Origin of the sequence: Streptomyces sp. SID1328, from assembly GCF_009865595.1 — a bacterium.
GTDB classification, from domain to species: Bacteria; Actinomycetota; Actinomycetes; order Streptomycetales; family Streptomycetaceae; genus Streptomyces; species Streptomyces griseoluteus.
The window spans coordinates 1-9349 of sequence record NZ_WWKH01000788.1; the positions used below are offsets into that span (position 1 = coordinate 1).

General features: G+C 70.6%; 9 protein-coding genes. 1 reads left to right on the plus strand and 8 read right to left on the minus strand.

From position 1 onward, the window contains the following. From GT030_RS25330 to GT030_RS25340, 3 genes are all read right to left on the minus strand, one after another. A partial coding sequence (locus GT030_RS25330; RefSeq protein ID WP_346009744.1) for a S4 domain-containing protein occupies positions 1–283 on the minus strand: 283 nt, incomplete at its 3' end. 66 nt (positions 284–349) lie between these two features. After that, positions 350–922, minus strand: coding sequence for a signal peptidase II (gene lspA, locus GT030_RS25335; protein WP_161203092.1), 573 nt, complete (start codon positions 920–922; stop codon positions 350–352). 79 nt (positions 923–1001) lie between these two features. After that, a complete protein-coding gene (locus tag GT030_RS25340; RefSeq protein WP_202460546.1) occupies positions 1002–2015 on the minus strand; it encodes a TraR/DksA family transcriptional regulator in 1014 nt (337 codons plus the stop codon). A gap of 550 nt (positions 2016–2565) precedes the next feature. Between GT030_RS25340 and ileS the strand changes: the two genes are divergently transcribed. Beyond that, the gene (ileS, locus tag GT030_RS25345) at positions 2566–5703 is read left to right on the plus strand and encodes an isoleucine--tRNA ligase (protein WP_161203093.1); all 3138 of its coding nucleotides are present in this window, start codon (positions 2566–2568) and stop codon (positions 5701–5703) included. 253 nt (positions 5704–5956) lie between these two features. On the opposite strand, the gene GT030_RS25350 is transcribed toward ileS, so the two are convergent. The 5 genes from GT030_RS25350 to GT030_RS25370 all read right to left on the minus strand — a co-directional run. Continuing rightward, positions 5957–7213 (minus strand): DivIVA domain-containing protein, encoded by a 1257-nt coding sequence (locus GT030_RS25350; protein ID WP_161203094.1) that lies wholly within the window; start codon positions 7211–7213, stop codon positions 5957–5959. Between the two features lie 52 nt (positions 7214–7265). Continuing rightward, on the minus strand, positions 7266–7556 hold the full coding sequence (locus tag GT030_RS25355) for a YggT family protein (RefSeq protein ID WP_030810117.1): 291 nt from the start codon (positions 7554–7556) through the stop codon (positions 7266–7268). Between the two features lie 50 nt (positions 7557–7606). Continuing rightward, positions 7607–8248, minus strand: a complete 642-nt coding sequence (gene sepF / locus GT030_RS25360; protein WP_030810120.1) for a cell division protein SepF — start codon at positions 8246–8248, stop codon at positions 7607–7609. 129 nt (positions 8249–8377) lie between these two features. Further along, positions 8378–9097: a YggS family pyridoxal phosphate-dependent enzyme gene (locus tag GT030_RS25365; RefSeq protein ID WP_161203095.1), complete on the minus strand. Its 720-nt coding sequence runs from the start codon at positions 9095–9097 to the stop codon at positions 8378–8380. Positions 9098–9103: 6 nt separating this feature from the next. Next, the coding region (locus GT030_RS25370; RefSeq protein ID WP_161203096.1) for a laccase domain-containing protein at positions 9104–9349 on the minus strand (246 nt) is incomplete at its 5' end.

Sequence of the window (9349 nt, forward strand, 5' to 3'; positions counted from 1 at the left end):
CCACGTCGTCGTCGTCGTGAACGATCTCCATGCCCTCGACCGGCTCGGCGACGATCTGCACCGGGGCGGGTGCCTGGGGCATCTCCACCTCCAGCCAGGCGCCGCCGTGCACGCGCTCGGACTTGCCGACCACGGCGCCGTCGACCTGGACCTTGCCGGCCGCGGCCAGCTCGGCCGCCTTCGTGCGGGAGAAGCCGAACATCCGGGAGATGGCGGCGTCGACGCGCTCGCCCTCCAGGCCGTCGGGCACGGGCAGGGTTCGGATCTCGGGAAACGTGCTCACCCGTCGAGTATGACGGACGGCCCGGAAGGCACTGACCGAGCCTGTGGAAAACCGGTGCGGGGCCCGTCAGTCCTTGTGGACGGTGCCGTCCGGGTCCAGGCCGCGGAAGGAGAGCAGCACGATCAGGATGCCGCCGCACACGATCGCGGAGTCCGCCAGGTTGAACACGGCGAAACCGCGGGGCGCGATGAAGTCGACGACCTCGCCCTGGAAGACGCCGGGGGCGCGGAAGATCCGGTCGGTGAGGTTGCCGAGGGCACCGCCGAGCAGCAGGCCGAGCGCGACGGCCCAGGGGAAGCTGTAGAGCTTGCGGGAGAGCCGGACGATCACCACGATCACGGCGACGGCGATCACCGTGAAGATGATCGTGAAGGCCGCGCCGAAGCCGAAGGCGGCACCGGGGTTGCGGATGGCGTGCAGCTCCAGGAGGTCGCCGGCCAACTGGATCGGGGCGTGGTGCTCCAGCTTCGCCACCACCAGCAGCTTGCTGCCGAGGTCGAGGGCGTAGGCGAACGCGGCCACCGCGAAGAGCACGGCGATCCGGCGTCCTCGCCCGGTCCGGGGCGCCGGGGCGCTCGCCCGCTCTCCGCCGTCCTCCGGAGTGTCCGGCGTACCGATGATGCGCTCCGCCTCTGCCACGTGAGTCCCTCAACCTAGGTGCCTGACTGAGGAGAGAGTACGGCACGCCCCCGGCGGCGGCGGCGAGCGGACCCGGAGGTCAGGAGCGGCGTTCCTGCTTCTGCTTGCACTCCACGCACAGGGTGGCCCGCGGGAACGCCTGCATGCGGGCCTTGCCGATGGGGTTGCCGCAGTTCTCGCACAGGCCGTAGGTGCCCGCGTCCAGCCGTTCCAGGGCGCGCTCGGTCTGGCTGAGCATTTCGCGCGCGTTGGCGGCCAGCGCCAGCTCGTGCTCGCGGGTGATGTTCTTGCTGCCGGTGTCGGCCTCGTCGTCACCGGCGCCGTCCGCCGAGTCGCGCATCATGCCGACCAGCGACGCCTCCGAGGTGGAGATCTCGGTGCCGAGCCGGTCCGCCTCGGCGGCCAGCTCCGCGCGCGCCTCGGCGACCTCCTCCGGGGTCCAGGGGTCCTCACCGGGACGTACGGCCAGGTCACCGGGTTCCGCGGCGGCCAGGCGCGTGCCCGGCAGGGCACCGCCCGCCGCCGTGGCCGTGCCAGGAGTCTTCTTAGCAACCACCCTCGTGGCTCCCGTCTTCTCGGCCGTGCTCTTCCCGGCCGCCTCTTCGGCGACCGCTTTCTTCGCCGGCGCCTTCCGGGCCGCGGTCTTCTTGGTGACGCTCTTCTTGGTGACGGTCTTCTTGGCGACCGCCTTCTTGCCCGCCGCCTTCTTGGCGGCGAGCTTCTTGGCGGGCGTCTTCTTGGCAGCGGTCTCGGAGGCCGTCTTGTTGTCGGCGGTCTTCCTGGTGGCCGGTTTCTTCGCTGCCGTCGTCCCGGCCGCCGCTCTCCCGGCCGTCGTGCCCTGCGGGGTGGCCGCCTCGGCGGCGGTGGCCTTGGCGGCCGTCTTCCCTGGAGTCACCGTCTCGCCGCCCGTCCTCTCACCGGCCGCCCGCCCGGCGGACGCCCTCTTGGCCCTGGTCGTCTTCTTCGCGGCGGGCACACGCTTCTCGCCTGCGGTTCTCTTCTCGACGGCGCCCTTGCCGGCGGCCTTGTCCGCCTTTTCGGGCCGCCCGCTCCCCCTTCCTGCCGAACCGCCGGAGGTCTTCTTCGCCACCATGGCCGGGACCCCTTCACATATGTGAGATTGCAGGCGAATCGTGCTGGGACGATAAATCGACTTGGGTCCCGCGGCAACGGGGCACGCCGCCCGATTCGCCCGCCCCGCGCCCCCCGCGCAGCAGACCTGCATCCGTTGTGCCCAGCTCCCCGGCCCGTAACCCGTCACTCCCGCCCCCGCCGCCAATCGGGTCACACCACCGGTCCGGAAAAGCGGTCGGCCGCTGTCCGCCCGGCGCCGTACACTGGGCGGAGCGAGAAGCGTGGATGGGGACGAGTAGCGTCGTAACGCAGCCCAGAGCGAGCCGGGGTCGGTGGGAGCCCGGTGGCGAGCGCGATGTGAAGATCACCCCGGAGCCGCCGGAGGAAAGCCCCCTCGGGGCGAGTAGAACCGGCTTCGCGACCCCAATGAGGGGGCTCACCGCCGGACGGACCCCGGTGGCGGGCCAAGGAGGGTGGTACCGCGGGAGCGCGCCGCACACGGCGTAACAGGAAGAACGCTCTCGTCCCTCCGACGGAAGGCAGCAAGTTCCGTTGGAGGATGCTCGCAGATGACAGCGCCGACGTACCGCCAGGTGCCCGCCCAGGTCGACCTGCCCGCGCTTGAGCACGCCGTGCTCGACTTCTGGCGCGACCAGAAGATCTTCGCCAAGACCCTGGAGCAGTCCGAGGGCCGCCCCGAGTGGGTGTTCTACGAGGGCCCGCCGACCGCGAACGGCATGCCGGGCGCCCACCACATCGAGGCCCGCGTCTTCAAGGACGTCTTCCCCCGCTTCCGCACCATGCGCGGCTACCACGTCGGCCGCAAGGCGGGCTGGGACTGCCACGGCCTGCCGGTCGAGCTGGCCGTGGAGAAGGAGCTGGGCTTCTCCGGCAAGAAGGACATCGAGGCGTACGGCATCGCCGAGTTCAACGCCAAGTGCCGCGAGTCGGTGACCCGGCACACGGACGCCTTCGCCGAGCTGACGACCCGCATGGGGTACTGGACGGACCTCGAGGACCCGTACCGCACGATGGACCCCGAGTACATCGACTCGGTCTGGTGGTCGCTGAAGCAGATCTTCGACAAGGGCCTGCTGGTCCAGGACCACCGCGTCGCCCCCTGGTGCCCCCGCTGCGGCACGGGCCTCTCCGACCACGAGCTGGCCCAGGGCTACGAGACGGTCGTCGACCCCTCCGTCTACGTCCGCTTCCCGCTCACCTCCGGCCCGCTGGCCGGCGAGGCGTCCCTGCTGGTGTGGACGACGACCCCGTGGACCCTGGTGTCCAACACGGCCGTCGCCGCCCACCCCGACGTCACCTACGTCGTCGCCACGGACGGCACGGAGAAGGCCGTCGTCGCCGAGCCGCTGCTCGCCAAGGCCCTCGGCGAGGGCTGGGAGCCCACCGGCCAGTCCTTCACCGGCGCCGAGATGGAGCGCTGGACCTACCAGCGCCCGTTCGAGCTGGTGGAGTTCCCGGAGCCCGCGCACTACGTGGTCAACGCGGACTACGTCACCACCGAGGACGGCACCGGTCTGGTCCACCAGTCCCCCGCCTTCGGTGAGGACGACCTCAAGGTCTGCCGCGCCTACGGCCTGCCGGTGATCAACCCGGTCCGCCCCGACGGCACCTTCGAGGAGGACGTCCCGCTGGTCGGCGGCGTCTTCTTCAAGAAGGCCGACGAGCAGCTCACCGAGGACCTGCGCGAGCGCGGTCTGCTCTTCCGCCACCTGCCCTACGAGCACAGCTACCCGCACTGCTGGCGCTGCCACACCGCGCTGCTGTACTACGCCCAGCCGTCCTGGTACATCCGAACCACCGCCGTCAAGGACCGGATGCTCGCGGAGAACGAGGGCACCAACTGGTTCCCGGAGACCGTCAAGCACGGCCGCTTCGGTGACTGGCTGAGCAACAACATCGACTGGGCGCTGTCCCGCAACCGCTACTGGGGCACCCCGCTGCCCGTGTGGTCCTGCGACAACGACCACCTCACGGTCGTCGGCTCCCGCGCCGAGCTGAGCGAGCTGACCGGCACCGACCAGTCGGGCCTGGACCCGCACCGCCCGTACATCGACGCGGTGACCTTCCCCTGCCCGGAATGCGGCGACACCGCCACGCGCGTGCCCGAGGTCATCGACGCCTGGTACGACTCGGGTTCGATGCCGTTCGCGCAGTGGGGCTACCCGCACAAGAACAAGGAGCTGTTCGAGAGCCGGTACCCGGCGCAGTTCATCTCCGAGGCCATCGACCAGACCCGCGGCTGGTTCTACACCCTGATGGCGGTCGGCACCCTGGTGTTCGACCAGTCCTCCTACGAGAACGTCGTGTGCCTCGGCCACATCCTCGCCGAGGACGGCCGCAAGATGTCCAAGCACCTGGGCAACACCCTGGAGCCCATCCCGCTGATGGACCAGCACGGCGCGGACGCGGTGCGCTGGTTCATGGCGGCCGGCGGCTCCCCCTGGGCGGCCCGCCGCGTCGGCCACGGCACCATCCAGGAGGTCGTCCGCAAGACGCTCCTCACCTACTGGAACACGGTCGCCTTCCAGGCCCTGTACGCCCGCACCTCCGGCTGGGCCCCCAGCGAGGCGGACCCGGCCCCGGCCGACCGTCCGCTGCTCGACCGCTGGCTGCTGTCCGAACTCCACGCCCTCACCGACCAGGTGACCAAGGCACTGGAGGCGTACGACACCCAGCGCGCCGGCAAGCTGCTCTCCGCGTTCGTGGACGACCTGTCCAACTGGTACGTGCGCCGCTCGCGCCGCCGGTTCTGGCAGGGCGACAAGGCCGCGCTGCGCACGCTGCACGAGGTGGTCGAGACGGTCACCCAGCTCATGGCGCCGATCACCCCGTTCATCGCCGAGCGGGTCTGGCAGGACCTGATCGTCCCCGTCACCCCGGACGCCCCGGAGTCGGTCCACCTCTCCACCTGGCCGGAGGCCGACCTGTCGGCGATCGACCCGGAGCTGTCGAAGCGGATGGTGCTGGTGCGGCGGCTGGTGGAGCTGGGCCGCGCCACGCGTGCCGAGTCGGGCGTGAAGACGCGTCAGCCGCTGTCCCGCGCGCTGGTCGGCGCGGCCGGCTTCGACACCCTCGGCGCGGAGCTGCGCGCGCAGATCACCGAGGAGCTGAACGTCGAGTCCCTGGCCTCGCTGTCCGAGGTCGGCGGCTCGCTGGTGGACACCACCGCCAAGGCCAACTTCCGTGCGCTGGGCAAGCGCTTCGGCAAGCGGGTGCAGGACGTGGCCAAGGCGGTCGCCGCGGCCGACGCCGCCGCGCTGTCGCTCGCGCTGCGCGAGGGCACGGCTTCGGTGGAGGTCGACGGGGAGGTGGTCGCTCTCGCCCCGGACGAGGTGATCATCACGGAGACGCCGCGTGAGGGGTGGTCGGTGGCGTCCGACTCCGGTGCGACGGTGGCGCTGGATCTGGAGATCACGGAGGAGCTGCGGCAGGCGGGGCTCGCGCGGGATGCCATCCGGCTGATCCAGGAGGCGCGTAAGAACAGCGGGCTCGACGTGGCGGACCGGATCGCTCTGCGGTGGTCGGCCACCGACCCCGCGGTGGTCGCCGCGCTGTCCGAGCACTCGGGGCTCATCGCGGAGGAGGTTCTCTCCACGGACTTCGCCCGGGGCGAGGGGGACGAGGGCTTCGGGGAGGCCTTCGTGGATGAGGGACTGTCCTTGACGTTCCGTCTGCGTAAGGCGTAACGCTCCGCCGGCTCGACGGCGGCTGCCCCGCGTGGGTGGCCGCCGTCGTGCTTTCCGGCTGCGGGTGCGTGGTGGCTGGTCGCGCCCACCCGGCGGAGCCGCGTGTCCGGTACAGACCCGCGCCCCCGGGCTGGCCGGCCGGAACAGTAACCCCCGTCAACGCGCGTAAAACAGGGCGGCCCCCGGACCGGAGTCCGGGGGCCGCCCTGAACGCTGCCGACGCCTGTGGCGTACTAAAGGCCGTGCGGGGCCGTCAGTTGTCGTCCTCGTCGATCAGGAACCCACGCATCGGCGAGGGAGCCTGACCCATCGGGGACGGGCCCTGCGGCCGGACCGGAGCCATCGGCTGGGTCATGGCCGGCGTCATCTGCTGCTGGCCGCCGTAGGACGGGCCGGAGGGCGACTGGGGGCCGCCCATGCCCTGGTTGCCGCCACCGTAGGACGGGGCGCTCGCGCCGGCCGGAGCCATCGAGGGCGCCGGGGACGGCGGGAGCGACGCGGCGGCCGGAGAGCGCGGCGGAGCGAGCGAGTCGTCGGCCTGCGTCTCGAGCTGACGGAGCTGAGACTCCAGGTACGACTTCAGACGCGTCCGGTACTCGCGCTCGAAGCCGCGCAGGTCCTCGACCTTGCGCTCCAGCGTGGCGCGGGCGGACTCCAGGGAGCCCATGGCCACGCGGTGCTTCTCCTGCGCGTCCCGCTCCAGGGCGTCGGCCTTGGCACGGGCGTCGCGCTCCAGACCCTCGGCGCGGCTTCGGGCCTCACCGACGATCTTGTTGGCCTCGGAGCGGGCCTCGGCGATCGCCTGGTCGGCGGTCTGCTGGGCCAGCGAGAGGACGCGCGCGGCGCTGTCGCCGCCGGGGCCACCCTGACCGGGCAGGCCGGGGCCGCCCATCGGACCGCCCATGGGGCCGCCCATCTGCTGCTGCATGGGCGGCTGGCCGCCCATCGGACCCTGGCCCATCGGACCGGGACCCTGACCCATGGGGCCGGGGCCCTGCTGGCCCATCGGACCCTGGCCCATCGGACCCTGGCCCATGGGGCCCTGGCCCATCTGTCCCTGACCCTGGCCCATCGGACCGGGACCCATCTGACCCTGGCCCATCTGACCCTGGCCCATCGGGCCGGGGCCCTGCGGGCCGCCCTGTCCGCCGGGACCGGCGGGGAGCTGCGGGGCACCGCTCGGCAGCTGGGGCGGGCCACCCATGGGGCCACCCATCTGCTGCTGCGGCGGACCCGATATCCCGGCGGGAACCGGGGCGCCGGGACCGCGCATGCCCTGCTGCTGGTCCTGCCCCTGCTCCGGGGGCTTGCGCATGTTCTGCTGGTTCTGCGCGGCGGCCCGGGTGGCGGCGGCCAGCTTGGCGCGCAGATCCTCGTTCTCGCGGAGCAGACGGGTCAGTTCGGCTTCGACCTCGTCGAGGAAGGCATCGACCTCGTCCTCGTCATAGCCTTCTCGGAGGCGGACGGTCGTGAACTGCTTGTTCCGCACGTCCTCGGGGGTCAACGGCATCTCTTCACCTCAACGTAGTCATCGGCAGTCGGCAAGACCGTATCGTCCACCCTCATCGCACGAAGCTCCCCGCCACGGTGATGAGGATGTAGACGATGATCATCAGGACGAAGAAGGACAGGTCGAGTGCCACGCCCCCGAGCCGCAACGGCGGGATGAACCGCCGCAGAAGCTTCAACGGTGGATCGGTGACAGTGTAGGTGGCCTCCAGTACGACCACCATCGCCTTGCCGGGTTGCCACGAGCGGGCGAACTGGAAGACGTAGTCCATGACCAGCCGGAAGATCAGGACGACGAGAAACACCATCAGCGCGATGTAGATCACCTGCGCGAACACGCTCATGGCTGCTGGTTCCCTCTCCCCTGTTCCGTGCGTCTTCCGGTGGTGCGTCTTCAGCTCTGGTTGAAGAACCCGCCCTCTGCGATGCGGGCCTTGTCCTCCGCCGTGACATCGACGTTAGCAGGAGACAACAGGAAGACCTTCTGCGTCACCCGTTCGATACTGCCGTGAAGTCCAAACACCAAACCCGCCGCAAAGTCGACAAGTCGCTTCGCGTCGGTGTCGTCCATCTCGGTCAGATTCATGATCACCGGGGTGCCCTCGCGGAAGTGTTCCCCGATGGTACGGGCCTCGTTGTAGGTCCGCGGGTGCAGGGTGGTGATGCGGTACGGCTCTCGTTCCGACACGACCTTGGGCATGATCACCGGCGCGTTCTTCTCCAGGGACTGACGTTCTTGTGTGATGGACGCCACGGGCGCGATGCGCGCCGGGCGGCCCGATTCCGCGGTCAGCGCCGGGGAATGGGACACCGGTTCGCGTTGCGCCGGAGGCTGCACCACTCGCACCGATTCATCCCTTTGGGACACATGTGCACTGTGCGGCTGGTGTGTCGGCTCGTGTCGTCGGTGGTCCCGCTCGGGCTCCGGGTCCAGTTCGGGCTCGAAGTCGTCGTCGGGGTCGAAACCCCGGCCGTCGTACCCATCGTCCTCCACGAGGCCGAGGTAGACCGCCATCTTGCGCATCGCGCCGGCCATGCTCTGAGTCCTCCGCTCTGTGGTGGATCGGGTGACGACTGCCAAGTTCCCGCGATCCACTCGGTCGTTGCGCCCGCTTTCGGCGGACATTGACCATATTTTCTGCTGTGGTCCGACTTCTTGGCGACGTTACCCGAGCCTGGCACGGACTCCGAGTACCGCGCTGCCGACGCGCACATGTGTCGCCCCGGCCGCCACGGCCTCCTCGAGGTCCGCGCTCATCCCTGCGGACACCATGGTTGCAGCAGGATGGGCCCGGCGCAGGTCGGTCGACAAATCCACGAGCCGTTCGAACGCCGCGCGTTCGCGTCCCGCGTACTCGCCGGTGAGCGGCGCGACGGTCATCAGGCCGTCGAGCCGCAGTCCGGGCGAGCCGGCGATCAGGTCCGCCAACTCCCCGATCCCGGCCGGTGCGACACCGCCCCGCTCGCCCCGGCCGCTCGCCCCCGCGTCCAGGGCGACCTGGATGAGGCAGCCGATCTCGCGCCCGGCCCGCACGGCCTCCTTGGAGAGTGCGATGACGAGCCGGTCCCGGTCGACGGACTGCACGACATCGGCATAACCGACCACGGAGCGGACCTTGTTGGTCTGCAACTGACCCACGAAGTGCCATTCCAGGGGCAGGTCCGCGCACTCGGCGTGCTTGGGTGCCGCGTCCTGGTCCCGGTTCTCCGCGACCTGACGCACTCCCAGTTCCGACAGGATGCGGACATCGCCGGCCGGGTAGGTCTTGGTGACCACGATCAGGGTCACCTCTTCACGTGCCCGCCCCGCGGCCGCGCACGCGGCGGCGATGCGTTCCTCAACCTTCGCCAGGTTCGAGGCGAGTTCGGTCCTACGGTCCGTCATGACCCATCAGTCCAGCCACACATAGCCGGCGAGCCGTCCGGTGGAGCGGTCGCGGCGGTACGAGAAGTGATCGTCCGACTCCCTGGTGCACACCGGGGATTGCTCCCGGTCGCGCACCCCGAGCCGGTCGAGCTGCGCGTGCACTCCGGCGCTCACGTCGACGGCGGGAGTGCCCCAGCTCGTCTCGGCGTGCGCCGCCGGTTCGGCGGCGGCGACCTCGGCGCGCATCGCCTCCGGCACCTCGTAGCACCG